Source organism: Vreelandella mediterranea, from assembly GCF_970647075.1.
Genome location: NZ_OZ310198.1, coordinates 1,762,916 through 1,789,381 on the forward strand (window position 1 = coordinate 1,762,916; position 26,466 = coordinate 1,789,381).

General features: G+C 58.4%; 22 protein-coding genes and 1 tRNA gene. 12 read left to right on the forward strand and 11 right to left on the reverse strand.

The features are described 5' to 3' along the window. The first annotated feature begins 2 nt into the window (after positions 1-2). The 8 genes from gyrA (at position 3) to ACWFVE_RS08260 (ending at position 11,530) form a co-directional block, all read left to right on the forward strand. Entirely contained in the window at positions 3-2,717 is a 2,715-nt protein-coding gene (gyrA, locus tag ACWFVE_RS08225) for a DNA gyrase subunit A (protein ID WP_447528790.1), read from the forward strand. Next, positions 2,701-3,804, forward strand: a complete 1,104-nt coding sequence (gene serC / locus ACWFVE_RS08230; protein WP_447528791.1) for a 3-phosphoserine/phosphohydroxythreonine transaminase — start codon at positions 2,701-2,703, stop codon at positions 3,802-3,804. The genes gyrA and serC overlap by 17 nt, the downstream gene beginning before the upstream one ends. 5 nt (positions 3,805-3,809) lie before the next feature. Then, entirely contained in the window at positions 3,810-4,901 is a 1,092-nt protein-coding gene (gene pheA, locus ACWFVE_RS08235) for a prephenate dehydratase (RefSeq protein WP_447528792.1), read from the forward strand. Continuing rightward, positions 4,898-7,189 carry a bifunctional prephenate dehydrogenase/3-phosphoshikimate 1-carboxyvinyltransferase gene (locus ACWFVE_RS08240; protein ID WP_447528793.1) on the forward strand — a complete coding sequence of 764 codons (2,292 nt, stop codon included), beginning with the start codon at positions 4,898-4,900 and terminating at the stop codon, positions 7,187-7,189. Before pheA ends, ACWFVE_RS08240 begins: the two co-directional genes overlap by 4 nt. Next, complete coding sequence (cmk, locus tag ACWFVE_RS08245; protein WP_447528794.1) at positions 7,186-7,872, forward strand: (d)CMP kinase; 687 nt, start codon at positions 7,186-7,188, stop codon at positions 7,870-7,872. Before ACWFVE_RS08240 ends, cmk begins: the two co-directional genes overlap by 4 nt. Before the next feature lie 194 nt (positions 7,873-8,066). After that, the gene (gene rpsA / locus ACWFVE_RS08250) at positions 8,067-9,755 is read left to right on the forward strand and encodes a 30S ribosomal protein S1 (protein WP_447528795.1); all 1,689 of its coding nucleotides are present in this window, start codon (positions 8,067-8,069) and stop codon (positions 9,753-9,755) included. A gap of 275 nt (positions 9,756-10,030) precedes the next feature. Then, positions 10,031-10,405, forward strand: a complete 375-nt coding sequence (locus ACWFVE_RS08255) for a histone-like nucleoid-structuring protein, MvaT/MvaU family (RefSeq protein ID WP_447528796.1) — start codon at positions 10,031-10,033, stop codon at positions 10,403-10,405. Between the two features lie 744 nt (positions 10,406-11,149). Further along, positions 11,150-11,530, forward strand: coding sequence for a hypothetical protein (locus ACWFVE_RS08260; protein ID WP_447528797.1), 381 nt, complete (start codon positions 11,150-11,152; stop codon positions 11,528-11,530). On the opposite strand, the gene ACWFVE_RS08265 is transcribed toward ACWFVE_RS08260, so the two are convergent. The 6 genes from ACWFVE_RS08265 to pilB are packed head-to-tail and all read right to left on the reverse strand — an operon-like array spanning position 11,502 to position 17,115. Next, on the reverse strand, positions 11,502-12,374 hold the full coding sequence (locus tag ACWFVE_RS08265) for a DNA replication terminus site-binding protein (protein WP_447528798.1): 873 nt from the start codon (positions 12,372-12,374) through the stop codon (positions 11,502-11,504). The two genes, ACWFVE_RS08260 and ACWFVE_RS08265, sit on opposite strands and share 29 nt — an antisense overlap. Positions 12,375-12,383: 9 nt before the next feature. Continuing rightward, positions 12,384-12,614, reverse strand: a complete 231-nt coding sequence (gene yacG / locus ACWFVE_RS08270) for a DNA gyrase inhibitor YacG (protein WP_447528799.1) — start codon at positions 12,612-12,614, stop codon at positions 12,384-12,386. A 21-nt stretch (positions 12,615-12,635) separates the two neighbouring features. Then, positions 12,636-13,238, reverse strand: a complete 603-nt coding sequence (gene coaE / locus ACWFVE_RS08275; protein WP_447528800.1) for a dephospho-CoA kinase — start codon at positions 13,236-13,238, stop codon at positions 12,636-12,638. Between the two features lie 32 nt (positions 13,239-13,270). Beyond that, positions 13,271-14,116, reverse strand: coding sequence for a prepilin peptidase (locus ACWFVE_RS08280; protein ID WP_447528801.1), 846 nt, complete (start codon positions 14,114-14,116; stop codon positions 13,271-13,273). 18 nt (positions 14,117-14,134) lie between these two features. Next, positions 14,135-15,361: a type II secretion system F family protein gene (locus ACWFVE_RS08285; protein ID WP_447528802.1), complete on the reverse strand. Its 1,227-nt coding sequence runs from the start codon at positions 15,359-15,361 to the stop codon at positions 14,135-14,137. 8 nt (positions 15,362-15,369) lie between these two features. Continuing rightward, positions 15,370-17,115, reverse strand: coding sequence for a type IV-A pilus assembly ATPase PilB (gene pilB / locus ACWFVE_RS08290; protein WP_447528803.1), 1,746 nt, complete (start codon positions 17,113-17,115; stop codon positions 15,370-15,372). 217 nt (positions 17,116-17,332) lie between these two features. Between pilB and ACWFVE_RS08295 the strand changes: the two genes are divergently transcribed. The 3 genes from ACWFVE_RS08295 to ACWFVE_RS08305 all read left to right on the forward strand — a co-directional run bounded on the left by ACWFVE_RS08295 (position 17,333) and on the right by ACWFVE_RS08305 (position 18,890). Then, the gene (locus ACWFVE_RS08295) at positions 17,333-17,761 is read left to right on the forward strand and encodes a pilin (RefSeq protein WP_447528804.1); all 429 of its coding nucleotides are present in this window, start codon (positions 17,333-17,335) and stop codon (positions 17,759-17,761) included. Between the two features lie 128 nt (positions 17,762-17,889). After that, positions 17,890-18,687: an inositol monophosphatase family protein gene (locus ACWFVE_RS08300; protein ID WP_447528805.1), complete on the forward strand. Its 798-nt coding sequence runs from the start codon at positions 17,890-17,892 to the stop codon at positions 18,685-18,687. 126 nt (positions 18,688-18,813) lie between these two features. Further along, a tRNA-Pro gene (locus tag ACWFVE_RS08305) sits at positions 18,814-18,890 on the forward strand. 334 nt (positions 18,891-19,224) lie between these two features. On the opposite strand, the gene ACWFVE_RS08310 is transcribed toward ACWFVE_RS08305, so the two are convergent. The 3 genes from ACWFVE_RS08310 to ppnN all read right to left on the reverse strand — a co-directional run bounded on the left by ACWFVE_RS08310 (position 19,225) and on the right by ppnN (position 21,819). Then, on the reverse strand, positions 19,225-19,428 hold the full coding sequence (locus ACWFVE_RS08310; protein WP_447528806.1) for a hypothetical protein: 204 nt from the start codon (positions 19,426-19,428) through the stop codon (positions 19,225-19,227). A 249-nt stretch (positions 19,429-19,677) separates the two neighbouring features. Further along, on the reverse strand, positions 19,678-20,403 hold the full coding sequence (locus tag ACWFVE_RS08315; protein WP_447528807.1) for a sulfite exporter TauE/SafE family protein: 726 nt from the start codon (positions 20,401-20,403) through the stop codon (positions 19,678-19,680). A 30-nt stretch (positions 20,404-20,433) separates the two neighbouring features. After that, positions 20,434-21,819, reverse strand: coding sequence for a nucleotide 5'-monophosphate nucleosidase PpnN (gene ppnN / locus ACWFVE_RS08320; protein ID WP_447528808.1), 1,386 nt, complete (start codon positions 21,817-21,819; stop codon positions 20,434-20,436). Positions 21,820-21,978: 159 nt separating this feature from the next. Between ppnN and ACWFVE_RS08325 the strand changes: the two genes are divergently transcribed. After that, positions 21,979-22,869 carry a LysR family transcriptional regulator gene (locus ACWFVE_RS08325; RefSeq protein ID WP_447528809.1) on the forward strand — a complete coding sequence of 297 codons (891 nt, stop codon included), beginning with the start codon at positions 21,979-21,981 and terminating at the stop codon, positions 22,867-22,869. 96 nt (positions 22,870-22,965) lie between these two features. Here ACWFVE_RS08325 and gcvP read toward each other — a convergent pair whose 3' ends face one another. Then, complete coding sequence (gene gcvP, locus ACWFVE_RS08330) at positions 22,966-25,860, reverse strand: aminomethyl-transferring glycine dehydrogenase (RefSeq protein ID WP_447528810.1); 2,895 nt, start codon at positions 25,858-25,860, stop codon at positions 22,966-22,968. 74 nt (positions 25,861-25,934) lie between these two features. Beyond that, entirely contained in the window at positions 25,935-26,321 is a 387-nt protein-coding gene (gene gcvH / locus ACWFVE_RS08335; protein WP_447528811.1) for a glycine cleavage system protein GcvH, read from the reverse strand. Positions 26,322-26,466 lie beyond the last annotated feature (145 nt).

Sequence of the window (26,466 nt, forward strand, 5' to 3'; positions counted from 1 at the left end):
TCATGGGTGACATCGCCAGAGAAATCTTGCCCGTCAATATTGAAGACGAGCTAAAGCAGTCGTACCTCGACTACGCGATGAGTGTCATTATCGGCCGCGCGCTTCCCGATGTGCGCGACGGGCTGAAGCCGGTGCATCGCCGCGTGCTCTTCGCCATGCACGAACTGAGCAATGACTGGAACAAACCGTACAAGAAGTCGGCGCGTGTCGTCGGCGATGTCATCGGTAAGTACCATCCCCACGGCGACAGCGCGGTCTACGACACCATCGTTCGTATGGCCCAGCACTTTTCCATGCGCCACGTGCTGGTGGATGGCCAGGGTAACTTTGGTTCGATCGACGGCGACAACGCCGCGGCCATGCGTTACACCGAGGTGCGCATGGCGCGCTTGGCCCACGAGCTGCTGGCGGATCTGGAAAAAGATACCGTCGATTGGGTCGATAACTACGACGGCACCGAGCGGATTCCCGAGGTGCTGCCCACCCGCGTACCGAATCTGTTGATCAACGGCTCGTCGGGTATCGCCGTGGGTATGGCGACCAACATTCCGCCACACAACATGCGCGAAGTGATCGACGGCTGCCTGGCACTGATCGACGACTACACGCTGACCATCGATGATCTGATGCAGTACATCCCGGGGCCGGATTTCCCGACCGCGGGTATCATCAATGGCCGCGCGGGCATTCTGGACGCCTACCGCACCGGCCGCGGGCGTATTTACGTGCGCGCGGCGCACACCATCGAGCACCACGACAAGACCGGGCGCGATCACATCATCATCACCGAGCTTCCCTACCAGGTGAACAAGGCGCGGTTGATCGAGAAAATCGCCGAGCTCGTCAAAGAGAAGCGCATCGAAGGTATTGCAGAGCTTCGCGACGAGTCCGACAAGGACGGCCTGCGCGTGGTCATCGAGATCAAACGCGGCGAGTCCGGTGAGGTGGTGGTTAACAACCTCTTCGCCCAGACCCAGCTTCAAAACGTGTTCGGTATCAACATGGTGGCGCTGGAAAATGGCCAGCCGCGCACGCTGAATCTTAAAGAAATGCTGGAGGCGTTCATTCGCCACCGGCGCGAGGTCGTTACCCGGCGCACGCTGTTCGAGCTCAAAAAGGCGCGCGAACGCGGCCATATCCTCGAAGGCCTGACGGTTGCCATCTCGAACATCGACGAAGTCATCGAGCTGATCAAGGCCTCACCCAACGCCGCCGAGGCGAAAGAGAAGCTGCTCGAACAAGTGTGGCAGCCCGGCCAGGTCACCGCGATGCTCGAGCGTGCCGGTGCCAACTCCTGCAAGCCGGAAGACCTCGACGAAGGCTTTGGTCTTAACACCACGGCCACCGAATACCGTCTCTCGCCGGCTCAGGCCCAAGCCATTCTGGAACTTCGTCTGCACCGCTTGACCGGTCTCGAAACCGAGAAATTGCTCGACGAGTACCTCTCGATTCTGCAACGCATTGCCGAGCTGACCGAGATTCTCGCCTCGGCGGAGCGTCTGATGGAAGTCATTCGCGAAGAGCTTCATGCGGTTCGCGACCAGTTCGGCGACGACCGCCGCACCGAGATTCAGGCAAGCCATCTCGATCTTTCCATGGAAGATCTGATCGCCGAAGAGGACATGGTGGTGACCGTGTCGCGCTCGGGCTACGCCAAGACCCAGCCGCTTTCCGACTATCAGGCCCAGCGCCGCGGTGGTCGCGGCAAGTCCGCTACCTCGATGAAGGACGAAGACGTCATCGAGCACCTGCTAGTGGCCTCGACTCACGACACCGTGCTGCTGTTCTCCAACCGCGGCAAGGTGTACTGGCTCAAGGTGTACGAGATGCCCAACGCCAGTCGGGGCTCGCGGGGCAAGCCGTTGGTCAACATGCTGCCGCTCGACGAAGGCGAAGCGATCAACGCGATTTTGCCGGTTCGCGATTACAACCCGGACAACTACATCCTGTTCGCCACCGCCAAGGGCACGGTCAAGCGCACCAGCCTTGAGCAGTTCTCGCGCCCGCGTTCGGTCGGTCTGATTGCGATCGACCTGGAAGAGGACGACCGCCTCGTCGGCGCGGCGATTACCTCCGGTAGCGATCACGCGATGCTGCTCTCGTCCAACGGCAAAGCGATCCGTTTCGAAGAAGGTAACGTGCGCGCCATGGGCCGTACCGCCCGCGGCGTTCGCGGCATGCGCCTGCTAGGCGGCGCCGAAGTGATCAGTCTGATCATTCCCAAGAGCCAGCAGATCGACTCGGAAACCGATAGCGAAAGCGAAACCGGTGAAGAGGCGGCGGCCCAGGTCGAGCCTCAGGCGGAAGGGCAGATCTACATTCTCACCGCCAGCGAAAAAGGCTACGGCAAGCGTACGCGGTTAGAAGAGTTTCCGCTGCGCGGACGCGGCGGCCAGGGCGTGATCGCCATGCAGACCAGCGAGCGTAACGGCGCGTTGGTGGCCGCCATGCAGATCTACGACTGCGATGAAATGATGCTGATCACCGACCGCGGCACGCTGGTGCGCACCCGCGTCGAAGAGGTCTCGACCACTTCGCGTAATACCCAGGGCGTCATGTTGATTCGTCTGGGTAAAGAGGAGAAGCTGGTCAAAACCGTGCGTGTCGACGAGCCCGCTGAGCTGCCGCTCGAAGAGCCAGGCGAAGAGGGCGAAGCGCCGGCGGAGGCGATCAATAGCGGCGAGGAGGAAAGCGGGCACGATGACACGTCACTATAACTTCTGCGCAGGGCCGGCGGCCCTGCCCACCGCCGTTTTAGAGCGCGCCCAGCAAGAAATACTCGATTATCAAGGGCGCGGGCTTTCGGTGATGGAGATGAGCCATCGAAGCGATGAGTTCGTTGCCATTGCGCATAAGGCCGAGGCGGATCTACGGGGGCTTTTAGGCATTCCGGATAACTACCGGGTGCTGTTTTTACAGGGTGGCGCAAGCCTGCAGTTCGCCATGCTGCCCATGAACCTGTTGGGTCGGGGCGGCAGCGCTAATTTTATCCAGACCGGTATCTGGGGGAATAAGGCGCTATCGGAAGCCAAACAGCTGGGCTTTGATTGCCATGTGGCGGGTAGCAGCGAAGCGAATGGGCACCTGGAGGTGCCTACGCTTGAAAGCCTTGCCTTGAGTGCTGATGCCGCCTACCTGCACTACACGGCCAACGAAACCATCGGCGGGCTTGAATTCGATTACACCCCTGCGCTCAAACGACAGGATGGTGCGGATGTGCCGCTCGTTTGCGATATGTCCTCGAGCATTCTTTCCGGGCCGATCGACGTCAGCGACTTCGGTGTCATTTACGCCGGCGCCCAAAAGAATATCGGCCCGGCGGGTCTGACGCTGGTGATCGTGCGCGACGACCTGCTGGCTCGCGCCCAAGCCGCCACCCCCTCGCTGTTTGATTACCAAAAGCTCGCCGAAGCGGAATCCATGGTCAATACGCCGCCGACCTACGCCTGGTACCTCTCGGGGCTTGTCTTCGAGTGGCTTAAAGACGAGGTAGGTGGGCTCGAGGCGATGGATGCGCTCAATCAGCGTAAAGCCGACAAGCTTTACCGCGCCATCGACGAAAGCGGCTTCTACTCCAACCCGATCGCCAAGCGCAATCGTTCGCGCATGAACGTGCCGTTCGTGCTGGCCGACGCCACCCTCGATGGGGAGTTTCTGCGTGAGGCCGAAGCGGCCGGGCTATTGAACCTGAAAGGCCACCGCAGCGTGGGCGGCATGCGCGCAAGTCTCTACAACGCCGTGCCGGAAGCCGCCGTGGACGCGCTCATTGCGTTCATGCACGATTTCGAACAACGAAAGGGCTAGGATTCATGTCAGATACGCCGATCAATTTGGACGAGCTGCGCCAACGCATCGACCAGCTCGATGAGGACATCGTGCGTTTAATCAGCGAGCGGGCCCACTGCGCTCAGCAGGTGGCCAAGGTCAAGCTGGTGGATGACGAGAACGCGGTGTTTTATCGGCCCGAGCGTGAGGCCCAGGTACTGCGCCGCATCATGTCGCTCAATGAAGGGCCGCTCGATGACGAAGAGATGGCGCGGCTTTTCAGAGAGATCATGTCGGCGTGTCTGGCGCTGGAGAAACCCATCAAGGTCGCCTACCTGGGCCCGGAAGGCACCTTCACCCAGCAGGCAGCGCTCAAGCACTTTGGCGACAGCGCCGTCAGTCTACCCATGGCCGCCATCGATGAAGTTTTTCGCGAGGTAGAGGCGGGCGCGGTGAACTATGGCGTGGTGCCGGTGGAGAACTCCACCGAAGGCGTGGTGAATCATACCCTCGATACCTTTATCGACTCCTCGATCAAGATCTGCGGCGAGGTCGTTCTGCGTATTCACCACCACCTGCTGGTCAGCGAGAATACCCGCCGCGACAAGGTCACGCGTATTTACTCCCACCCGCAATCCTTTGGCCAGTGTCGCAAGTGGCTCGACGCTCACTTTCCTCACGCCGAGCGGGTGCCGGTTGCCTCCAACGCCGAAGCGGCGAAGCTGGTCAAGACCGAGTGGCACAGCGCCGCGATTGCCGGTGATATGGCGGCCAAGCTCTATGGGCTTACGCATATCGCGGAAAAAATCGAGGACCGTCCGGACAACTCGACACGGTTTTTGATCATCGGCAGCGAAGGCGTGCCCAGCTGCGGCGAGGATAAAACCTCGGTGGTCGTGGCCATGCGCAACCAGCCCGGCGCTCTTCACGACCTGCTCGAGCCCTTTCATCGTCACGGTATCGACCTTACCCGTATCGAAACACGCCCCTCGCGCACTGGGGCGTGGAACTACGTCTTCTTTATCGATTTCAGAGGCCACTGCGACGAACCCGGCGTTGCCTCTGTGCTCGAGGAAGTCAAACAGCGCGCGCTTGAACTGCGTGTTTTGGGCTCCTACCCCCAGGGCGTAATGTGATCGATCGGCAATCCTCTTTGAAAAGCCAGGGGGGCTTTCGAGAGCCGCGGTTATTGATCGTCGGGCTTGGCCTGATGGGCGGCTCGCTTGCGGCTGCGCTTAGGCAGCAGGGCTTTGATGGCAAGATTCTGGCCTGCGACCCCAGTGATAGCGAGATCGCGCTGGGCATCGAGATGGGGCTGATCGACGGCGGCGGTCGCCGTCTCGAAACGCTACTGGATAACGTCTCGATGATCGTGCTGGCGGTGCCGGTGCTGGCCATGGAGACGGTGCTGGCAACGCTCAAGGAGGGCTTGTCCAGCGCATCCCCCGACGTAGTGATCACCGATGTCGGCAGTACCAAGGGCACGATTCGCGACTGCGTGGTGCGGGTTTTTGGCGAACTGCCAGCTAACGTTGTGCTCGGCCACCCCATCGCCGGGTCCGAGAAAAGCGGCGTGGCGGCGGCCAATCCGGCGCTTTTTATCGATCATAAGGTCATCCTGACGCCGGCACCCAACGCCGACCCCGTAGCGCTTTCCAGAGTCGCTGCACTTTGGCAGACCTGCGGCGCCGAGGTGCTCGAAATGAGTGTCGAGCGCCACGACCAGGTGCTGGCGCGTACCAGCCACCTGCCGCACCTGCTGGCATTTTCCCTGGTGGATACGCTGGCCCGTCAGGACGAGCGGATGGAAATTTTCCGCTACGCCGCCGGTGGCTTTCGCGACTTTACCCGCATCGCCGGCAGTGACCCGGTCATGTGGCGCGATATCTTCATCGCCAATCGCGAAGCGGTGCTGGCATCCCTCGATGATTTCGAGGCGGGCCTGGCGAGTCTTCGCCGCTCGATCGAGCAGGGCGATAGCGACGCGCTCATTGCCACCTTCGATCGGGCCAGCCACGCGCGGCACTACTTTGGCACCCTACTTAGTAAAACCAGTTATCAGGCGGAATACCATATGCAGTCTCACGCAAATGTTACCTACCGTGTAAAACCCGGTGGCCAGGCCCAGGGTCGGCTGAGGGTGCCCGGCGACAAATCCATGTCCCACCGCTCGATCATGCTGGGGGCGCTGGCCGAGGGCGTGACCGAGGTAAAAGGTTTTTTGGAAGGCGAGGACAGCCTGGCCACGCTGCAGGCGTTTCGCGAAATGGGTGTGGCCATCGAAGGCCCGCACCAGGGGCGCGTGACGATTCACGGCGTGGGGCTTCACGGGCTCAAGGCACCGGCCGGGCCGATTTACGTGGGTAATTCGGGTACCGCCATGCGGCTATTTGCCGGACTTTTAGCGGGCCAGCAGTTCGATAGCGAGCTCACCGGGGACGAGTCGCTGACCAAACGCCCCATGGGCCGCGTGGCAGAGCCGCTGCGCCTGATGGGGGCGGCGGTTGAAACCGCCGAGGGCGGGCGCCCGCCGCTGGTCATCCGCGGTGGCGCCAAACTGCAGGGCATTCATTACGATATGCCCATGGCCAGTGCCCAGGTCAAATCGTGTTTGCTGTTGGCGGGGCTTTACAGCGAAGGCGAAACCCGCGTGCGCGAACCCGCGCCGACCCGCGACCACACCGAGCGCATGCTCAACGGCTTTGGCTACCCGGTACACCGTGAAGGCGATACTTGCTGGCTGGAAGGCGGACACAAACTAACCGCCGGGCCCATCGACGTCCCTTCGGATATTTCGTCGGCCACGTTCTTTTTAGTCGCTGCGGCCATTACCCCAAACTCGGACATTACCCTCGAGCACGTGGGGATGAACCCGACCCGTATTGGTGTCATCAATATCCTGACGCTGATGGGCGCTAATCTCGCGTTTGAAAACGAGCGCGAAGTAGGCGGCGAGCCGGTCGCCGATATTCGCATTCGTTACGCGCCGCTCGAGGGTGTCGATATTCCGGTCGACCAGGTGCCACTCGCCATCGACGAGTTCCCGGCGCTGTTTATCGCCGCGGCCAATGCCAAGGGTACGACCCGGCTGCGCGGCGCCGAGGAGCTTCGCGTCAAGGAGTCCGACCGACTCCAGGCCATGGCCGACGGCCTTGCCATTCTGGGCGTCGAGCACACCATGCTAGAAGACGGTATCGATATCGTTGGCGGCCAGTTGTCAGCGGACGCATCGCCGAACTACGCCGGCGGTACAATCGACAGCCTGGGCGATCACCGTATTGCCATGGCGTTTGCCGTGGCGGGTCTGCGCGCCTCGAGTGAGATCGTCATTAACGACTGCGCCAACGTGGCCACGTCGTTTCCGGGCTTCTTGACGCTTTTGGAGCGCATCGGCATGAGCGCCGAGGAGGTACGCGAGCCATGATATCGATCCCGGTACTGACCATCGACGGCCCCGGCGGGGCCGGCAAGGGCACGATCAGCAGTCTGCTCGCCGAACGCCTTGGCTGGCATCTGCTGGACAGCGGCGCGCTTTACCGGCTCACCGCCCAGGCGGCGGCCAAACACGACGTGGCGCTAGACGATGAAGACGGCCTCAAACGCCTGGCAGCGGAACTCGATGTCGCCTTTCCCGTGACAGACGGTACTCCGCGTACACTGTTGGAAGGCGAGGACGTCACGCTCACCATTCGCACCGAGCAGGCCGGCGAGCGGGCCTCACGGGTGGCTTCGCTTCCCGGCGTGCGCCAAGGGCTCCTGGAGCGTCAGCGTGACTTTTGTAAAGCGCCGGGCCTGGTAGCTGATGGGCGGGATATGGGAACGGTGGTATTTCCCGATGCGCCTTTAAAGGTGTTTCTAACCGCCAGCGCCGAGGAGCGTGCCCGTCGACGGCATCAGCAGTTGCAGGAAGCCGGCGTGGATGCTAGTCTTTCGAGTCTTTTAAAGGAGATTCAGGCACGCGATGCACGCGACACGCAGCGCAGTGTGGCTCCTCTCAAGCCGGCAGATGATGCCATTACGCTTGATACCACACGCCTGAGTATACCGGAAGTGGTTGATCAGCTAACTCGCTTGCTCGCTGAGAAAGGGCTTGCAGGCGATAACTGACTCTCCCTTGCGGCGTTTTTGGGAAGGTGTCACGACATGGCAGGGCGGCAATTCATATGATCGTTCATATCAGAGAGCCCGGTCAGGTCTAACCAGCGTTAACACCCCTGAAAGCTGAGTTACATTAGGCCCGTACTCGCTGGTGGTACGGAGAAGGCATTACGCCTCAACAACGTTGATCACGTAGGAAAACCATGAGCGAAAGCTTTGCTGAACTGTTTGAACAGTCTCTTAACGACATCAACATGGAGCCGGGCGCCATCGTCGCGGCCCAGGTTGTCGACATCGACGGTGACTGGGTTACCGTTAACGCTGGTCTGAAGTCTGAAGGCCAAATCCCCGCGGCGCAGTTCCGCGATGAAAACGGCGAACTCAACATCGCGATCGGTGATGACGTTCACGTTGCACTGGAAGCCGTAGAAGATGGCTTCGGTGAAACACGTCTGTCTCGTGAAAAAGCCAAGCGTGCAGAAGCCTGGAAGATTCTTGAAGCAGCCTTCGAGAAAGACGAAATCATCAAGGGCGTGATCAACGGTAAAGTTAAAGGCGGCTTTACAGTCGACGTTGACTCTATCCGTGCCTTCTTGCCGGGTTCACTGGTCGATGTTCGTCCGGTTCGCGATACCGCGCACCTGGAAAACAAAGAACTCGATTTCAAAGTCATCAAGCTCGACCCGAAACGCAACAACGTCGTCGTTTCGCGTCGCGCCGTGCTTGAAGCCGAAAACAGCGCCGAGCGTGAAGCACTGCTCGCTACGCTGCAGGAAGGCCAGCAAATCAAGGGTATCGTCAAGAACCTGACCGATTACGGCGCCTTCGTTGATCTGGGTGGCGTTGACGGCCTGCTGCACATCACCGATATGGCCTGGAAGCGCATCAAGCATCCGTCCGAAATCGTTGCCGTGGGCGACGAGATCAACGTCAAGGTTCTTAAGTTCGACCGTGAGCGCAACCGCGTATCGCTGGGTCTTAAGCAGCTGGGCGAAGATCCCTGGGTCAACATCAAAGCGCGCTACCCGGAAGGCACCAAAGTACACGCTGTCGTCACTAATCTGACCGACTACGGCTGCTTTGCAGAGCTTGAAGAGGGCGTCGAAGGTCTGGTCCACGTTTCCGAAATGGATTGGACCAACAAGAACATCCATCCGTCCAAAGTCGTGCAAGTGGGCGACGATGTCGACGTCATGGTGTTGGATATCGACGAAGAGCGTCGTCGTATTTCCCTGGGTATCAAGCAGTGCACCGCTAACCCGTGGGAAACCTTCAACGCTGAGTACAACAAGGGCGACCGTGTTTCCGGTACCATCAAGTCGATCACCGACTTCGGTATCTTCATCGGCCTTGAAGGCGGTATCGACGGTCTTGTACACCTGTCCGATATCTCCTGGACCGAGACCGGCGAAGAAGCGGTTCGCAACTTCAAGAAAGGCGACGAAGCCGAAGCCGTCATTCTGTCTATCGACCCCGAGCGTGAGCGCATCTCGCTGGGTATCAAGCAAATGGATTCCGATCCGGTTGCTGAGTACCTCTCGGTCAACGATAAAGGCAGCATGGTAACGGGTCGCGTCGTCGAAGTTGACGCGAAGGAAGCGCACGTAGAACTCGCTACCGACGTTATCGCTATCTTGAAAGCGTCTGAAATTAGCGCTGACCGCGTCGAAGACGCGCGTAACGTGCTAAACGAAGGCGACAGCGTTGAAGCGCGCATCGTTAATGTCGATCGCAAGAGCCGTCAGATCAATCTGTCGATCAAAGCGAAAGACCAGGACGATACACGTCAAAACATGAAGAAACTGCGCGATCAGGACTCTTCTGAAACAGGCGGCGGTGGTGCAACCACTATCGGCGATCTGATCAAGCAGCAGATGGGCGGCCAGGACTAATCGTTCTAGCGTTCATTCAAGAAACGCCGCCTTCGGGCGGCGTTTTTTTTACCTGTAATACCGCATCTGCTTCAATAAATTAGTTTGCCGGTTTCCAGGTTTAAACTTTTAAACTGGTTTGATTTAAAAAAACGATTAGTATTTAGCTTAAAATCAACTAGACTATTGTCAATTAGAGCAATTAAAGCAATAATGTCGACGCCTCGGGGCAAGTGATTCATGGTTATTATAATTTAACCTCTTACTTGTTCAGTCACAGTATCAAGGAACCCCCTATGTCACTCCTAAATGAATACATGCAGAAAGAGCAGCAGCTAAAGCAGCTGCAGGAAGACCTACAGCGCTTGGAAGGTGATCAGCGCCTTAAGAGCGAGCTCGAGTTTAAATCAAAGCTCGAAGCATTGATGAATGAGTTCAATAAGCGTCCGGCAGATGTCATTGCTTTACTGGAACCATCAAGTGACCAACGCTCTTCCCAGAAAGCGGCGGCCCCGACCAATCGTCGCAAGCGTCGTCTTAAAGTGTACAAGAACCCGAACACCGGCGATGTCATTGAAACGCGTGGCGGAAACCATAAAGGGCTCCGTGCCTGGAAAGACGAGTACGGCGACGAGACTGTCGAATCCTGGCTCCAGCCGCAAGACAGCTAATTAAGAAAAGCCGGTGCCTTTTTAGGGCACCGGCTTTTTTGTTCGAGTTAAGCATTGGATGCCCACGGGTTCTCTGGAAGCCCTTCGAGCGAAGACACCAGGAAGCGTTTCTCGTAAAGACCCACAGCAGTAGACAGATGAATTCATTCCAGCGCCTGCTCGTAAGCACAGACACCTCTGCTATGCTTGAAAGAAGTTTGGGCTGCCTGCCACGTTCTGAGCGCATTGATAAGCATTTGTGAACGGCCGTTGGCGCTTCGAACCCGCGTCTCTTTGAAGTGTTCTGGCTTTGCCGTATGGTTTGACATTCGTGCGCTTCATTCAGTATCAGATGAGTGTGAACGTGACAGCCACGGCACGTTTTTTATGCGCTATAGTCGTTGTGCGCTAACACGCAAAAGATGAACGCTCTTGGGCCCTGTGGGCATTCTCTTTAACCCAGTGAAGGCCTGTACAAGGTAGCCGCGTCCTCACCCTGTGTGATTCATTAAGTGGCTCTATTCTTACCATTTAAAACGACTGCCAGTGCCACCATTATAAGATGTAGTAACGCTCACTGAGCCTGTAAGCCTTCATCGAGTATCTTGAGTATCAGTTAGCCGATTGGTTCGGCCGATTTGGGGGCATTTGCTGAAATTAACTTTTGTTAGCAAGCGCGATATTAAGTCGCACCCTAAAGCCAGAATTGCCGCACTATGAAGCTGCAAATTTTCTTTTCTTAAGTAAGGTGTAAATGAAAGGTCAATGAAATATCAAAAGGAATATAAGCAGGTGGACGAGCGCGATAAACTACGCAAGTTTCGCGAGCTTGACGATGCTTTCGCGCAGGCGTTACGTCAGCTGGAGAATCCAGACAATAGTTTTGATATTCCTACCGGCCCTCCGGTACGTTCGCTTAAAGACCTGGAAGAGCAGGATGAGAAAACCCGGGTCGAGGAAAGCGAGCGGCTATTTGGTGAACGCTTGAAAGCCCTGTGTATCGAAAACGGATATTCCGAGGAAAGTGTCAAAGCGCTCGTAGAGGCTTTGGTGAAAGGGGGGCGCTGGACCATGGATGAAACACCGTCGGTTACCCAGCCCACGGTCGAGCACAGTCTTAGCGGTAGCGATAAACCCGCAGGCTAGGTAGAAATGCCTCACTTTCCAGCTTTTCATCGCGGCGCTTGGCGCGGGTGCGCTGCTCCGGCATCTTAGGCGAGGGTGCCTTGATGTGCGGTAGGCGCGCTTGCTGGGCGGGCACGATCAGTGGCATGGCAATATTATGCGCCAGGCGTGTATGGCCATCCTGAAGTGGCTCGGTAAAGAACAGGTTCGCTCGCATCAATGGTGCCTGGGCTTGCACCCGGGCCAGCGTTTCGCCAGAGGGTATGCCGGCCAGTTTCTGTAGCTGAATACGTATGTGGGGGGCATCGGTATCCAGTTGCAGCAGTTTTTTCTCCGCCTCTTGAACACTCAGCTTTTTAATCGAACGCCCGCTCGTATACCAGGCCAGGCGCACCCGGGAGACAGGGCCCGGGGCGATAGGAATATGACGCCAACACTGCTTCAAGTGAAGCCGTGCCATACCGCTTTTGCGCAATACATCATCGACATGGGGATGGCGCTCGGGCAAGCGCTGCCGCGCCTCGGTCAAGGCGCTGGGTGAAAGCGCCTTGATACGGCTTATAAGCTCGCTAATAGCGCTCTTGGCCTGGTTGACCTCGTCGATGGCCTCTAGAAGGTCGTCGCCTGCCGCTATCACGGCGATATAGTTACGCGTTTCGCGCCCGTCCTGGCCTTGCACATGCCACATATCCATCAGTGCATGGCGAAACCAGCACGCCTTCTCGCTTGTTCCTTCCAGTTGCCAGGTGGGCGGCCTGGTTCGTTCATAAAACTCGGCGGCCTTTTCGATGGCAGCTATCAGCTGGTCGAAGCGTGAATCGAGCGCGTAAAAGAGGTGATACGCCGCGGGGGTATCGCTACTCATTGCGCGCCTTCATGAAAGCGGGGCGTCTTTGTCGGCCTGGGCCAGCAGTGTTTCGATATCGGCTTCATCCATGGCCGATTCGCCACCAATGCGGTGGGATTCATCCGCCCAGGCGCCAAGGTCGATCAACTGGCAGCGCTTGCTGCAAAACGGCCGATACGTACTGTCCGGTGTCCAGGGTACCTGGGCGCCGCATTGGGGGCAGGCTACTTCAAAAGGGGAATCGTTAGCGGGGGACATAAAACTCCTGCACGTTGATGCTCATATAGTGTTACTCAAATGCCGGTAGCGCTGGTCGAGAGTGGCGACTTGCTTTTCGAGCTGCTCGTGAGCGCTATCATTATCGACCACATCATCGGCGTTGGCCAAACGCTCTTCCCGAGAAAGCTGCGCGGCGAGGATCGCGTTTATCTGCTCTTCGCTTACGTTGTCCCGGCGCATGGTACGTTCGCGCTGGGTCTCGACGCTCACATCGACCACGAGCGTGCGCGCGACCAACGCCGCCTGCCCGGACTCGAACAGCAGCGGTGAAACCAGCAGTACGTAGGGCGAGTGCCGTTCGAGTGCTTCGAGGTGCTCGACCAGACGCGTGCGGATACGGGGATGGGTAACGGACTCGAGCCATTTGCGCTCGGTGGCGTCGTTGAAGATCAGGGCGCGTAGCGCGGCCCGGTCGAGCGTGCCATCACCCTTGAGTATATGGTTGCCGAAGTGCTCGATGATGTCCGCAAGCGCTGGTTCACCGGGCATGACGATTTCCCGGGCGACGTCATCGGCATCGACAAACCCGATACCCCGCGCCTCGAACGCCCTGGCGACGGTCGATTTACCCGAGCCGATACCACCTGTTAAACCAATGATCATAAAACTATCTATCCAGCCTTGATGGGGCTTGGTTAAAAGCTAAGCGCTGTGTAAAGAACGAACAGTTCGTCACCGGCGAGCAGGCACGTCCAGCCGGCCAGCGCCAAAAAGGGGCCAAAAGGCAGCGGTTTACCGCGCATGTTGGGGATCAGCCACTGGGCGAGCAAGCCAATGACCGCCCCCAGCCCCGCCGACACCACCAGCAAAAGGGGTAAGAATGCCCACCCCAGCCACGCGCCAAGGGCAGCCAGCAGCTTGAAGTCGCCATACCCCATGCCTTCCTTGCCGGTTATTAGCTTGAAGAGCCAGTAAAAGCTCCAAAGGACGAGATAACCCGCCATGGCACCGATAACGGCACTTTGCAGCATGAACGGCTGGAACATCAGCTGGTAGATGAGGCCTAGCCAGAGAAGCGGCAGTGTCAGCGCATCGGGCAACAAGAAGGTACGAAAATCGATAACCGCCAGAGCGAGAAGTGTCAGGCACGCGGCAAAGATGAACAGCGCGTTGAGCGTAAAACCAAAAAGCGCCAGCACCGCCACGGCCACTAGCCCTCCGGCGAGTTCCACGAGCGGGTACTGCGGGCTGATACGTGTTTGGCAATGCGCGCAGCGCCCCCGGCGCTTTAGCCACCCGACGACGGGCAGGTTATCGTGCCAGGCAATGGCCGCTTCGCAGCGCGGACACATGGAAGCGGGGACGGCGAGATTGAAGCGCGGGGCGGGTTCGAGGGGTAACTCTAAAGATGCCCGCGCCTCTTCGCGCCAGCGGCGCATGAGCATGACCGGAAGGCGGGTAATGACCACGTTCAAAAAACTGCCCAGGCAGAGTCCAACGATAAAAATGGCGCTATATAAAATGGCTGGCGGTAAACCCATGATGCTCCAGGCAAGCGGTTAAAGTGCGGTACCAATTTCGAAGATGGGCAGATACATGGAAACGACGACGCCGCCGACCAAAAGCCCCAGAACGACGATTATAACCGGTTCCATGAGTGAGGTAAGTGTGTCGACCTTGTTTTCCACTTCTTCTTCGTAATAGTCGGCCACTCGATTCAACATCGCATCCAGGGAGCCTGCTTCTTCGCCAATGCTCACCATTTGCACGGCCAGGGCCGGAAAACGATTGGTCAGGCGCATGGCAAAATGCAGCTGTTGGCCGGTCGTCACGTCCTCGCGTACCTCGTTGATGGCCTTGATGTAGACCCGGTTGTCCGCCGCCCCGGAGGCGGTTTCCAGCCCCTCGATGAGCGGCACACCGGAGCTAAAGGTCGTGGCAAGCGTTCGGGTAAAGCGTGACACCGCTGATTTGTGCAGTATGTCCCCCAGCACCGGTAGGCGAAGCAGGAACTGATCGATGGCGTAGGCGACTTTATCCGAACGCCTGGCCGCTGCCTTGAGGAGCACGATTCCCCCCACAATCAGGCCAAGCGTGGGTAGCCAGTAGGCCTGGGCGAGTTCCGAGAAGCGCACGGTCACCTGGGTAAGTACGGGCAGCTCGGCGCCAAAGCCCTGGAACATGCTTTCGAACTCGGGCACGACCATTACCAGCAAAATCATCGTCACGACCAGGCCGATGGTCATGACCGCGGCCGGGTACCAAAGCGCCTTTTTCACCCGGCTTTTCAGGGAAGCGACTTTTTCCTTGTAGAGGGCGATGCGTTCGAGCATTTGATCGAGTGCCCCGGCCTGCTCGCCGGCGCTAACCAGGTTCACAAAGAGCCGGTCGAACTGCTTGGGGTGTCGGGCCATCGCCTGGGAAAGGCTGTCGCCGGAGGAGACATCGCGCATGATCTGCTGGGTCAGATCGACCATGGCCGGCTTTTTCATGCTCTCGGAAATGGCCTGAAGCGCCTGAAGAATCGGGATGCCCGCGCGCATCATGGTCGCCATTTGCCGGGCAAACAGCATGATGTCGACACTGGAGACCCTGCCGCGGCCGTTCAGGCTGCTGCGCTTTTGAATTTTTTGCGCGGTAATCCGTTGGCGTGCAAGCTGCTCGACGATTTCATCCTTGGTGCGGCCAATCAGCTCGCCTTTCATGACACGGTCTTTCGGGCCCTTGCCCTGCCATTTCCAGCGGTGCAAAGGAGCAAGTTTCGTGCGCGCTTTCGCTTTGGCCATCACCCTGGTTACTCCTTGCTGATACGGTTGACTTCTTCAAGGCTGGTACTGCCATCCAGTACCCGACTCAAGCAGCTTTGATAGAGGCTTGGGTGGTCTTCCTGGCGGGCGAGCTTGTCGATTTCGAGCGCGTTGCCGTCGCGCATGATCAAGGTGCGCATGTCGTCGCTAATCGGCAGTACTTCGTAAATGCCCACGCGCCCTTTATAGCCCTGGGTACACTGCTTGCAGCCCACCGCCTTGTAGATGGTGACGTTATCGAGTTGCGCCTGGCGGAAACCGGCTTTCAAAAGCGCCTCGTGGGGGATATCCGCCGGCGCCTTGCAGTTAGGGCAAAGCCTGCGTGCTAGCCGCTGGGCGATGATCAGCGTGACCGAGCTTGCGATGTTGTACGAGGCAACGCCCATATTGGCCAGGCGCGTCAGGGTTTCCGCCGCCGAGTTGGTGTGCACGGTCGAGAGCACCATGTGCCCGGTCTGCGCCGCCTTGACGGCGATCTCTGCGGTTTCGAGATCGCGAATCTCGCCCACCATGACCACGTCCGGGTCCTGGCGCAAAAACGCGCGCAGAGCGCTGGCAAAATTGAGCCCGATCTTGGGCAGCACGTTGACCTGGTTGATGCCCGACACCTTGATCTCGACCGGATCCTCGGCGGTACAGATATTGCGCTCGATCTGATTGAGCATATCGATACCGGTGTAGAGCGTTACGGTTTTACCGCTACCGGTGGGGCCGGTCACCAGGATCATGCCCTGGGGGCGTTTGAGGGCGGCTTCGTAATCCTTTTGTTGGCGCGCACTGAAGCCCAGCTGCTCGATGCCCAAGCGTATCGAGGAGGGGTCGAGTATCCGCAGCACCAGCTTTTCGCCGTACACGGTAGGAAGCGAGTTGACCCGGAAATCGATCGAGCGCGAGCGGGACAGCTGCAGCTTGATCGCCCCGTCCTGGGGAAGGCGGCGCTCGGAAATATCCAGCCGGGACATGATTTTCAAACGCGCCGCAATTCGGTCGCGCATGGCAAAAGGTGGCTTGGCGATCTCGATGAGCATGCCGTCGATACGAAAGCGCACCCGGTACTGGGATTCGTAAGGCTCGAAGTGAATATCCGACGCGCCGCGGCTAATGGCATCCAGCAGCACCTTGTTGACGAACTTGACGACCGGCGCGTCCTCCTTATTGACGCCGGTACTCTCGAGGGTGACCTCTTCGCCTTCCTCGTCGTGAACGATATTGAGCGTGCCTACGGAGTCGTCCACGCCGTCGAGCTCTTCGAGAAGGCTGCGCTCGTTCTGGGCCACGTACTGAATCAGGTGGCTGCGTATCTGCTCCGCCGGTGCCAGTACGCCTTCGACGCTCAAGTTGGTGGCAAACTGCAGTTCATCTAGCTGGGTGAGCGTGGCCGGGTAAGGCACCGCCACGGTGAGCCGGTGGCCGTGGTGCGCCAGCGGCAACGCGTTCAGCTTGTTGAGTATCTTGATAGGGTATTCGTTGGCCGGGGGCAGGGCGCTTAGCTTGACCGCCTCGAGATCCACCACCGGTAGCCCGTACTCCCAGGCCGCCGCCAGCACCGCATCGGTCGAATCCACCAGCCCGCTTTCTACTACGTGCTGTAGAAACGAAAGATCGAGCTCGGCGGAAGTCTCGTCCGCCACTTCGGCTTGAGCCCGTGTCAGCACTTCGTGGGCGACCATGCGCCTGGCAATACCGCTTAATTTAAGTCCCGTGGCGGGCTCATTAAAGGCAGAAGAGGTCATAGAATCTCGCAACGCGTGCGTGTGGGCAGAAAGAATACTTAACTGCCATTAAAAACTACTATAATGCACGCTTTGACGTCATCATAAAGAGGGAATAGCGCTCAAAAAGGGCTTATAAAGCTAGTTGTCAGCTCTTCCCCGCCAGGCTACTGTGATCCCCACATGGGCTAAACATTTTTAGCCCCAAAAAAACGACATCTTCCAAGGGGCACACCGAATGCAAATTCCAAACGCAACACAGCTAAAACGCTACCACCAGGGCGGTTTTACGTTGATCGAGCTGCTGATCGTAGTGGCGATCATCGGTATTCTGGCGGCGGTGGGTGTGCCTCAGTATGGTAATTACTTGGATCGTTCTGCCACTAGTGCTTGTGTTTCAGAACTTAGTGCATTTAGAAGTATCGTTGTAGCTGAAAGCGCAAGCGGTGATTCTTTGTCGAGTGGCGAGGGCGAAAGCCTATCTTTGACTAATGAAGCTGTGAGCAATTATAGCTTCGAATCTTGCTCCATAGCCGATACTGGAACCCCTAAAGCTCAGTTGGCTAGTGCATTTCTATCAGGCGATAATTTTGATGTAACTGTTTCAAGAGCCAGCGCTAATAACGTAACTGTGCAAAATGGTCAGATTACTGTTAACGAAAGCTAATTTTTAGAAAGTCAGCTTGAATTAATTTCATCTATTCTAAAACCGCCTTCGGGCGGTTTTTGTTTGTTCATAAGAATGTTACTTATATTTTTTAGCATTAAAATTTTAGCCATTCATTGGGGAGTCTTATGCAATTACTAACCCGTCTAGAAAAGACAGTACGCATTGCCGAAGCAGCAGGCCAAATGATCAAAACAGCGCGAACCGAGCAGAGCTTCGATCAGCGCTTGAAGCAGGGCATCGAGCTGGTCACCGATGTGGACGTGGCGGTCGATACCTTTATCAGCGAAGAGCTTTCCAAACACTTTCCGGGGGAAGCGCAGCTTAGTGAAGAGCTGAGCCCAGAGAAGGGCTTGGAAGCGAAGGAGCCGCTGTGGGTCGTGGATCCTATCGACGGCACGGTGAACTTCGCTCAAGGGCTTCGCCACGTGGCGGTTTCCATTGCCTGGCTCGAGCAGGGCGTGGGCAAGATCGGTGTGGTGCACGCGCCGTTTTTGGATGAAACCTTCACCGCGGTCGAGGGCGGCGGGGCGCAGTTGAACGGTCAGCCCATCGAGCCAAGCAAGGCCAGTGAACTGGCAGCGACTCTGGTAGGAACCGGCTTTCCCTACGACAGGGCTGAGCGCAAAGCGCTAATGCCGCGCCTGGAAGCCGTGTTAACGAATTGCCAGGATATCCGCCGCAACGGCGCCGCGGCGCTGGATATCTGCGATATCGCCTGCGGGCGGTTGGACGCCTACTTCGAGACCGTCTCGCCCTGGGATTTTGCGGCGGGCTGGGTGATCGCACGCGAGGCGGGCGCCTCGCTTGGCCGTTTGGTCGAAGTACCCGAGGGGCTCTCGGCGGACCTGTACCCTGAAGAGCTTCTGATCACGGCCCCCGGCGTTTTCAAGGAGATGGCGTCGCTTCTCAAGGGCGTGTCGTAAGCGTTTGGCCAAGCATTTGAAAAGAAAGCCTAAAAAGGACTTTTCATTTACGCCATTAAACGCTAGTATACGCACCGTCTTGAGGCGATAAGTCAGCGCTTTAAAAGTGCCGTTCGCAAAAGACATCGGAGTGTGGCGCAGCTTGGTAGCGCGTTGCAATGGGGTTGCAAAGGTCGCAGGTTCGAATCCTGTCACTCCGACCAAAATACGAAAACCGCCGCTACGGGTTACCCCGAGCGGCGGTTTTTTTATTCCTGATCAAAAACGCTCGTTAATGTCTTTGATATCGTTTGGGCGGCGTTGGGCGCCGCCAGGGCGGGTACCTGGATGTTGGCCTGGCCGGCTCGCGGCGTTACCCCGATACTTATCCCAAGCGTTTTTCGCCTTTTGCCGGTTGGCGGGCTTTCGTAGCCAGTTGAAGAGCGCCAGCAGTATCCACTTACGCATTATGACCTCCAGAGACGCTGATTCCGAGCGGGCTTGCTGAATCAAAAAAGCCGCCGCTTAAAGCAAGCGGCGGCCGTTCGCGTTTGGGGCTTATTCTTCCTGAGCGCGGTGGTCGGCCAGGGCGGTGGTGACCGCTTCTTCCCATTGGCCGGCGTCGATACCCCAGTGCTCCATCTCCGATTCATCCGGCGCGCCTTCGGCGGCGGCTTCGAGCTCTTCCGGCGAATGGGCCTCGAAGCAGTGTTTGGCGAATGCTTTGGTCGGGCCTTCCTGAAGCTGGTTGATCATTTCCATTGGGTCGTATCCTTTCCTTATGGGTGCTTAATAGCGGGTATGAATCAGTATAGTAATTAGCCAGCACTTTGCGCGAGGGTCTGTCTGAAAAGTCGACGAGCGAAGACAAGACAAGGCAAAAATTGGCGAAAAAACGGAGTTTACATGTGTAAATGAGTATTTTGATCGGACTCGCGCGCGAGCCAATTTTTAACGCCGTATTGTCGAGCGCAGGCACTTTTCAGACAGAGCCTAAATGTTCCACGCGGGCTAGACAAATACCTCGGTGAGAATTTTAACCGCGATACCGGCCAGTAGCAGCATGATCAGCTTATCGAACCACGCAAATGGCAGGCGCTTGCCAAGGGCGGCGCCCAGCGGCATGCCCAGCGCAATTATGGCGAATGCCGCCAGGCTATAGGCGCCAAGCTCGAGGGTTAGAATACCCGTAGCCAGCAGTGCCGGTATTTGGGCCAGCGTAATGGCGCAGAAAAATACCGAGATCGAGCCAATGAACACGCGCCGCTCGAGCCGCATGGCGTTAAAAAAGGTAATCGAGGCCGGCGCCGACATGCCCGCTGCCCCCTGAAGTATGCCGCCGACTAGCCCCACCGGCAGTACGAGCCGGTCGGCCATCGCCATCGAAAGCGCCATCTTCCCCCTCAATAGCTTGATCACGAGATAAAGCACGATTGCCCCGGCCACGCCTAATGACAGCGTATCGTGAGAGAGCGCTACCAGCCCCCAGGTACCCAGGACGATCCCTGCGCAGCCTGCCAGCGAGAACACCATCAAAAACCGGATGGGCAGCAGGTGGCGGCGGTGCTGCCAGGCCTGGAGGGCGTTACTGAACAGGTTGGAGGCCACCAGTAGCGCGATGGCCGTCTGCACGTTGTAAAGCATGGTAAACACCGGCACGACGATGACCGGCACGCCGGAGCCGATTGCGCCTTTCACCACTCCGGCTATCAATAGCGTGAATAGCGCGATGATCACGGGTTCATCCTTTATGTCATGCGTTCAAGATCAGTTTTCGAGCACGTAGCAGGGCGTATAGGGCTCGCCGTCGAGTTTCATGCGCCCCTGGGCGACGAAGGAGCTCAAAAGCTCGTCCAGGCGGCGCATGAGCTCCGGCTCGGCGGAGAGCACGAAAGGACCATGGGCCTTGATGGCGCGAATGCCCGGCTCTTTCACGTTACCCGCCACGATGCCGGAAAACGCCCTGCGCAGGTTGGCGGCCAGTTCGTGAGTGGGCTGGTCGCGATGCAGGGCAAGGTTCTTCATCGCTTCGTGGGTCGGCTCGAAGGGGGCCTGGAACTCGCGGGCGATGTTAAGACGCCAGTTGAAATAGAAAGCGTCCTGATGCTCGCGGCGAAATTGAGCGATCTCGTCGATGCCTTCACGCATGCGCCGGGCGACGGACACCGGGTCGCCGGTAATGATGGTGTAGTAGCGGCGAATTTCTTCGCCCAGGGTGTACACCAAAAACTCGTCGATTTTCTCGAAGTAGGCGGCGGAGGCGGCTGGGCCTGTGAAAATGAGCGGGAAGGGCGTGTCGCTGTTTTTCGGGTGTAGCAGAATACCCAGTAGATACAGGATCTCTTCGGCGGTGCCCACGCCGCCGGGGAAAATGATGATGCCGTGACCCAGGCGCACGAAGGCCTCCAGGCGCTTTTCGATATCCGGCATGACCACCAGTTCGTTGACGATCGGGTTCGGCGCTTCCGCGGCGATGATGCCGGGCTCGGAGATCCCCAAATAACGCCCACCTTTACGCCGCTGCTTGGCGTGGGCCACATTGGCACCTTTCATGGGGCCTTTCATTGCCCCGGGCCCGCACCCGGTGCAGATATCCATTTCTCGCAGGCCCAGGTGATAGCCCACATCCTTGGAGTAGTCGTACTCTTCGCGGGAAATCGAGTGCCCGCCCCAGCACACCACCAGGCTCGGGTCGAGCTCGGGCTTTAACGTGCCGGCCTTGCGCAGAATATGGAAAACCGCGTTGGTCGTGCCTTCGCCGGTGGTCAGGTCGAAGCGGTCCTGGCGCTGAATTTCGCTATACACGTAAACGATGTCGCGAAGGATCGACGAAAGATGTTCGCGAATACCGCGAATCATGTGGCCATCGACGAAGGCTTCCGCCGGGGCGTTGGTTAGCTTTAGCCGAATGCCGCGGTCCTGCTGCAGCACTTCGATGTCGAAATCCTTGTAAGCCTCCATGATCGCCAGGCTGTCGTCCGAGGGGCGCCCGCAGTTGAGTACCGCCAGCGCGCAGCGGCGAAGCAGGTCGTGAAGCCCGGTTTGAGAGGTGCTTTGCAGGCGATAGACCTCTTGTTGCGAGAGCACCTCGAGGCTGCCTTCAGGGGAAATCGTGCTGGAAATCGTGGGCCGTGGGGCCAGGGCTTGGTTCATTCGTGTAACGTTCTCTGGGTGAATAACAATGACTTGCCCTACTATCACCCAGGCGAATGGCTACGCGCAAGGCGCCTCGGCGTGCCAGATATGCTAATCTTGACCGTTTTGGTGTTCGCGTTTGAAACACCATACGTTACTTTTGCTATGGCCCTCATCATGTTCAATGCCCACTACTTTCGAACCTTTATTACGCTGGTGGAAACCGGTAGCTTTACGCGTACCGCGCGCCGTCTGGAAATGACTCAGCCAGGCGTCAGCCAGCACGTTCGAAAGCTCGAAGGGTATCTTGATAAAACGCTGATCGAGCGTAAGGGAAAAAGCTTTACCCTGACCGAGTCCGGCCGGCGCGCCTACGACTATGCCTTGAAGCTGTTTGCCGAGCACGAGCAATTTCGCCACGCCCTGGACGATGACCTGATCGACAGCGGTGAGTGCCGGATCGCCTCGCCTGGAAGCGTCGGGCTCATGCTCTATCCGTTCATTTTGGGCCAGCAGCAAATGCACCCGAACCTCATGGTGAGCTATAGCTTCGCCTTTAACCACGAAATCGTCGGCGACCTGCTGGACGGTCGCTACGATATCGGTATCGTCACCGAGCAGGTCAAAAGTGCCGAAGTCTCCTGCGAGGTGTGGCATAAAGAGCCGCTTTGTCTAGTGGTGCCGGCAGACTTTGCCGGGACTACGCTTGCCGAGCTGATGGGGCTTGGTTTTATCAACTATTACGACGGGATCAATCACGCCAACTACCTGCTGCGCGCCAACTTCCCCGACGAGTTTCGCTCCATGAGCCACTTTCGCCACCAGGGCTTTACCAACGAGGTGAGCATGGTACTCGACGCCGTGGCCCGGGGGCTTGGCTTTACCGTGGTGTCACGGCTGGTGCTCGAAACCTCGCCCTGGCAGCGCCAGGTGAGGGCCTTGTCGCTCCCCGTTGCCGTGGATGAGGTGCTTTACGTGCTGACCCGGCGGGATTCGACGCCGCCCAAACGCTACGAAAAGCTGCTCAACGGCTTCAAACAGCAGCGTCTGCAGGAAATCGCCCAGTAGCCGCCAGGCATTGAAACCTATAAAAAAGCCCCGGGGTGTTCGTGTCCCGGGGCTTTTTTGAGAGTGCGCTAAACGCTTTTCTGGCCTGGGGGCGCTTTAGTTACGGTACTCATCGATGCTGGGACAAGAACAAATCAACTGACGATCCCCCAGCACGTTATCGACCCGGTTGACCGTCGGCCAGTACTTCGCCGCCATCACTGCCTCGGAGGGGAAGGCGCCCAGGGTGCGGTCATAAGGCCGTGCCCATTCGCTGTCGGCCAGGTCGCGCTGAGTGTGCGGCGCATTGACCAGCGGATTGTTCTCAAGCGGCCACTCGCCGCTCTCGACGCGCTTGATCTCCTCGCGAATCGCGATCATCGCATCGCAGAAGCGGTCGATCTCGAAAAGCGACTCCGACTCGGTGGGCTCGATCATCAGCGTGCCCGGCACCGGGAACGACATGGTCGGGGCGTGGAAGCCGTAGTCCATGAGGCGCTTGGCGATATCCTCTTCGGAAATACCGGAATTCTGTTTGAGCGGGCGAATATCGATGATGCACTCATGGGCCACGGTGCCGTTTTGCCCGCGGTAGAGAATCGGGTAACTCTCTTCCAGGCGCTTGGCGATGTAATTGGCGTTAAGAATGGCAAACTCGGTGGCTTCACGAAGCCCTCGAGCGCCCATCATCTTGATATAGGCCCAGGAGATCGGCAGGATCGAGGCGCTGCCGAAGGCCGCGGCGGCCACCGCGCCGCCTTCGGTTTTCACGCCGTTGATCGGGGTGACCACGTGGTTGGCAACGTAAGGCGCCAGGTGCGCTTTCACGCCGATGGGCCCCATGCCCGGGCCACCACCACCGTGGGGAATGCAAAACGTCTTGTGCAAATTCAGGTGTGATACGTCGCCGCCAAAATCGCCGGGGCGGGTAAGCCCGACCTGGGCGTTCATGTTGGCGCCGTCGACGTAGACCTGGCCGCCATTTTCGTGAACCACCTCGCACACCTTGCGCACGTGGGATTCGAACACCCCGTGGGTCGACGGGTAGGTGATCATCACCGCCGAGAGGCGATCCTTGTGCTGCTCGGCCTTTTGGATCAGGTCGTCGAGGTCGATGTTGCCTTGCTTGTCGCACTCGACCACGACCACGTCCATGCTGACCATGGCGGCGGATGCCGGGTTGGTGCCGTGGGCGGAGCTTGGGATCAAGCAGACGTTGCGGTGGCCTTCACCGTTGGCCGCCTGGTAGCGGCGGATGGCCAGAAGCCCCGCGTACTCACCTTGGGCGCCGGAGTTGGGCTGCATCGAAACGTGATCGTAGCCGGTGATCTCGACCAGAAACGCGGCCAGCTCGTCGATCATCTGATGATAACCCGCGACCTGATCCCGCGGGGCGAAGGGGTGCAGTTGGGCAAAGGCCGGCCAGGAAATCGGCAGCATTTCGCTGGTGGCGTTGAGCTTCATGGTACAAGAGCCCAGCGGAATCATCGCGTGGGCAAGTGACAAATCCTTGTTCTCCAGGCGCTTCAAGTAGCGAAGCATTTCGGTTTCGCTACGGTAGCGGTGGAACGTGGGATGCGTCAGGAAATCGCTTTCGCGGCGGTACGCCTCGGGGATGCCTGAAAGAGCGCTTTCGAACAGCTGGTCTTCGAGCGACGGAATCGATAGGCCGTGCTCGTCGCCCAGGATCACGTCGAACAGCGCCGCCAGGTCGTGAGCGGTGGTGGTCTCGTCCAGGCTTACGCCGATGTCGCCATTGTCGAAGTAGTGCAGGTTGATATCGACGGTCATCGCCCGGCCGTGGATCTTGCCCGCATCCACGCCGGTCAGGCGAAGCGTATCGAACCAGCTTTCGCTATCTAGCGCCACGTCGGCCTGTTTCAAGCCCTGGGCCAGCAGCGAGGTGAGACGGTGAACCCGGGCGGCGATTTTACGCAGGCCCTCGGCGCCATGATAGGTCGCGTAGAAGCCGGCGATGTTGGCCAACAGCGCCTGGGCGGTACAGATGTTGGAGGTCGCTTTCTCGCGGCGTATGTGTTGTTCGCGGGTCTGCATCGCCATGCGCAGCGCCGTGTTGCCACGGCTGTCCTGGGAGACGCCGATGATACGCCCGGGAATCGAGCGCTTGAGCTTGTCCGAGGTGGCAAAAAACGCCGCGTGGGGGCCGCCAAAGCCCATGGGTACGCCAAAGCGCTGGGAGTTGCCGACCACGATGTCGACGCCCATCGCCCCCGGCTCTTTCAAGAGCACCAGGCTCAAAAGGTCCGTGGCCACGCAGGTCATGATGCCGCGCTCTTTGGCTGCGCTTACGAGTGGCTCGAGCGCGGTGATGGTCCCGCTTGCGCCCGGGTACTGAAGCAGCGCACCGAACACGTCGTGCTCGGCGAGGGTGTCGGCCGGGCCGGTGATCAAGTCGAAGCCAAAACACTCGGCGCGGGTTTTGACGACGTCGACGGTTTGCGGGAAAACGTCATCGGCAACGAAGAAGGCGTTGGACTTGCTCTTCTTATTGGCGCGTTTGCAAAGCGCCATGGCTTCCGCGGCGGCGGTGGCTTCATCGAGCAGCGACGCGTTGGCAAGCTCCATACCGGTCAGGTCCATCACCACCTGTTGGAAGTTCAGAAGCCCTTCGAGTCGGCCTTGGGAAATTTCCGGTTGGTAAGGCGTATAGGCGGTGTACCAGCCCGGGTTTTCCAACACGTTACGCTGAATGACCGCGGGCAGGTGGGTGTTGTAATACCCCTGGCCGATGTAGCTTTTGGCGACCTTGTTCTGGCGCGCCAGCTGGCTTAGGTAACCGAGCGCTTCGGCTTCGCTTTGCGGCTCGTCCAGGGCGAGCTCGCGGTCTAGTCGGATATCCCCCGGCACGGTTTGCTCGATCAGGTCCTCGATGCGCTTCATGCCGAGCGCACTCAGCATGGCCGTGGCATCGCGCTCGTTAGGGCCGTTATGGCGTTTGATAAAAGCATCGTGATCGGCCAGTTCGGCCAAGCGGCGAGTTTCAAAGGACATGAGAAGATTCCAGACGTAATGGGAAGACCGTGCGGGGCAAAACCTAAGCGCCTGCGTAGGCAGGCGCTTGAAAATCACTCGTCGGCGAGCGTTGCCTGATAGGCGTCGGCATCGAGAAGATCATCGAAGTCCTGGTCGCTGACGCGGACTTTCATGATCCAGCCGCCATCATAAGGCGCTTCGTTGACGGTCTCCGGCGCGTCTTCGAGCGCATCGTTCACCTCGATCACATCGCCATCCACCGGCGCGTAAAGATCCGAGGCGGCCTTGACCGACTCGATCACACCAAACTCTTCACCCTTGGTGAGCGTTTGGCCGATCTCGGGAAGCTCGACGAATACTACGTCGCCAAGCGCTTGTTGAGCGTGGTCGGTGATACCGATCGTGACGGTGCCATCTTCGTGGTCAAGCACCCATTCGTGGCTTTTGGCGTAGCGAAGATTCGCAGGAAGGTTGCTCATGTCGTATCCCTATTAAACGGTTGTCCAAGCCAAAACATACTAGCGCTTGTTGGGGGCCTTAGCGACCCCTTCAAACGTGCTGGCCGATAGCCCCATGGTACCGTGTTTCTCATAGGAAACAAATTTCTATAGCGTGGCATGAGAA

Coding starts and splice junctions, on each gene's coding strand:
- rpsA (WP_447528795.1), top strand. CDS start 8,067: ATGAGCGAAAGCTTTGCTGAACTGTTTGAACAGTCTCTTAACGACATC.
- ACWFVE_RS08285 (WP_447528802.1), bottom strand. CDS start 15,361: ATGGCCAAAGCGAAAGCGCGCACGAAACTTGCTCCTTTGCACCGCTGG.
- ppnN (WP_447528808.1), bottom strand. CDS start 21,819: ATGAACCAAGCCCTGGCCCCACGGCCCACGATTTCCAGCACGATTTCC.
- ACWFVE_RS08280 (WP_447528801.1), bottom strand. CDS start 14,116: ATGGGTTTACCGCCAGCCATTTTATATAGCGCCATTTTTATCGTTGGA.
- serC (WP_447528791.1), top strand. CDS start 2,701: ATGACACGTCACTATAACTTCTGCGCAGGGCCGGCGGCCCTGCCCACC.
- coaE (WP_447528800.1), bottom strand. CDS start 13,238: ATGATCATTGGTTTAACAGGTGGTATCGGCTCGGGTAAATCGACCGTC.
- ACWFVE_RS08265 (WP_447528798.1), bottom strand. CDS start 12,374: ATGAGTAGCGATACCCCCGCGGCGTATCACCTCTTTTACGCGCTCGAT.
- pilB (WP_447528803.1), bottom strand. CDS start 17,115: ATGACCTCTTCTGCCTTTAATGAGCCCGCCACGGGACTTAAATTAAGC.
- ACWFVE_RS08260 (WP_447528797.1), top strand. CDS start 11,150: ATGAAATATCAAAAGGAATATAAGCAGGTGGACGAGCGCGATAAACTA.
- ACWFVE_RS08295 (WP_447528804.1), top strand. CDS start 17,333: ATGCAAATTCCAAACGCAACACAGCTAAAACGCTACCACCAGGGCGGT.
- ACWFVE_RS08300 (WP_447528805.1), top strand. CDS start 17,890: ATGCAATTACTAACCCGTCTAGAAAAGACAGTACGCATTGCCGAAGCA.
- gcvP (WP_447528810.1), bottom strand. CDS start 25,860: ATGTCCTTTGAAACTCGCCGCTTGGCCGAACTGGCCGATCACGATGCT.
- gyrA (WP_447528790.1), top strand. CDS start 3: ATGGGTGACATCGCCAGAGAAATCTTGCCCGTCAATATTGAAGACGAG.
- pheA (WP_447528792.1), top strand. CDS start 3,810: ATGTCAGATACGCCGATCAATTTGGACGAGCTGCGCCAACGCATCGAC.
- yacG (WP_447528799.1), bottom strand. CDS start 12,614: ATGTCCCCCGCTAACGATTCCCCTTTTGAAGTAGCCTGCCCCCAATGC.
- ACWFVE_RS08325 (WP_447528809.1), top strand. CDS start 21,979: ATGTTCAATGCCCACTACTTTCGAACCTTTATTACGCTGGTGGAAACC.
- ACWFVE_RS08310 (WP_447528806.1), bottom strand. CDS start 19,428: ATGGAAATGATCAACCAGCTTCAGGAAGGCCCGACCAAAGCATTCGCC.
- cmk (WP_447528794.1), top strand. CDS start 7,186: ATGATATCGATCCCGGTACTGACCATCGACGGCCCCGGCGGGGCCGGC.
- gcvH (WP_447528811.1), bottom strand. CDS start 26,321: ATGAGCAACCTTCCTGCGAATCTTCGCTACGCCAAAAGCCACGAATGG.
- ACWFVE_RS08255 (WP_447528796.1), top strand. CDS start 10,031: ATGTCACTCCTAAATGAATACATGCAGAAAGAGCAGCAGCTAAAGCAG.